Raw genomic sequence first — 201 nt, 5'->3', positions numbered from 1 at the left:
TTCTGGTGTTTATTTTAACACTCTCATTGGGAGAAGCCGTTCCTGTTATATTTGCACCTTTGACGTACTCGAAGACCTTGACATAGCCGGTATCTACCTCAGGGAGTTTGCCTCCGTATAAGTAATTATAAACCTGCTTGTACCCGACTTCGTCAGTTTGATAGGCCTCAGTCTCGTGAACCATACGATACTGCTTCAAGC

The 201-nt window shown here is 44.3% G+C and carries 1 protein-coding gene; it reads right to left on the bottom strand.

Translation table 11 applies throughout. From position 1 onward, the window contains the following. Nucleotides 1-201: hypothetical protein (locus ASJ81_RS17200; RefSeq protein ID WP_141241792.1), on the bottom strand; the 201-nt coding region annotated here is incomplete at both ends.

The organism is Methanosarcina spelaei (genome assembly GCF_002287235.1).
Lineage (GTDB): Archaea > Halobacteriota > Methanosarcinia > Methanosarcinales > Methanosarcinaceae > Methanosarcina > Methanosarcina spelaei.
Note: the sequence above shows the minus strand (reverse complement) of the source record. Positions and strands in the feature narration are given on the sequence as shown.